Annotated in this window: 2 protein-coding genes and 1 pseudogene; all 3 read right to left on the bottom strand. The window is 46.5% G+C overall.

Annotated features, from left to right (window positions below):
* Positions 1-285: phage tail protein (locus tag ACFIO5_RS10740; RefSeq protein WP_375705395.1), on the bottom strand; the 285-nt coding region annotated here is incomplete at its 3' end.
* An 11-nt stretch (positions 286-296) separates the two neighbouring features.
* Positions 297-422 carry a hypothetical protein gene (locus tag ACFIO5_RS10735; protein ID WP_375616991.1) on the bottom strand — a complete coding sequence of 42 codons (126 nt, stop codon included), beginning with the start codon at positions 420-422 and terminating at the stop codon, positions 297-299.
* Positions 423-459: 37 nt separating this feature from the next.
* A pseudogene (locus ACFIO5_RS10730) lies at positions 460-978 on the bottom strand (phage tail tape measure protein); the annotation flags it as partial.

The raw sequence follows: 978 nt of genomic DNA, 5'->3' as shown, positions 1-978 counted from the left end.
ACTATAGGTGGTATCATTGATCCAACGAAGCATCTGGACCGGCTTTGCTCTCTTGATCGTTGTGGTGATGGCATCAATGGCTACACGATCACCAAATTCTTCTGGAAACCAAACGCCATGAATGGTTTTGGGATCATTGCCATAGCCAGTAAATTGCAAACTAGGCGACTTGCCAAAACGCTCTAAGCAAACCCATGAGGCAGAGAATTCCTCTTCAAAAGATTGGAAATTAAGCCAGTCCACATAAAATTGATGTGGACCTAACATCATCAAAGGATCTTGCATGCTCCCTCCCATTATTCTATTCCCTCATGCAATGCATTAGCGCGTGCCCGTTGAATGGTGTGAGTAACCGTTCGACCATTAGCAACAGGATCACGAGCGCCATTGACATGCACCGTGACATTTTGAGTGCGATACATAAGTTTGTGTGTCCCTCCCCTCATTGCCTTCCTGCCATTATTCGGTCCCTCCATGCAGCGCATTGGCGCGTGCGCGTTGAATGGCGTGACTAACCGCACGACCAGTGGCAATGGGATCACGCGCGCCATTGACATGCACCGTGACATTTTGATGGTGCGTGATGGGGACGCGTTCTTTGTCTTTTGCTTCTGTGAGAGGCACATTGGCACGACCAGCCACCGCAAATTGTACAAGGGGCTGAGGCGTTTTGCCTCCTAAAAAACTTGGCAAATAATCTCTTACATCAATCGACCCAATCCACCCCTTTATGCGGTGAGGTAAAGATTTACAAAAATCTGTCAATTGTGAGATGGACGACATAAAACCATTAACAATCCAATTCGCTAAATCTTCCCCGGCTTGTTCCATACCAGCCTTGGCACTATCCGTGAGCTTTTCTTGAGAAAAAAAACGCTTCAACCATTGCCAAAAGTTGGAAAGGCTTTGTTTAATCCCCTCCCACAAGCTTTCACAAATTTGAGCAACAGAGGCAAGACCTTGTTTAAACTTTTGCCA

The organism is Bartonella sp. AA86SXKL (genome assembly GCF_042196885.1).
The sequence above is the reverse complement of the archived record's forward strand: the minus strand, read 5'-3'. Positions and strand labels throughout refer to the sequence as shown.

Bases quoted from the DNA above. Each gene is read 5' to 3' on its own strand.
- ACFIO5_RS10735 (WP_375616991.1), bottom strand. From the start codon at position 422: ATGTATCGCACTCAAAATGTCACGGTGCATGTCAATGGCGCTCGTGAT.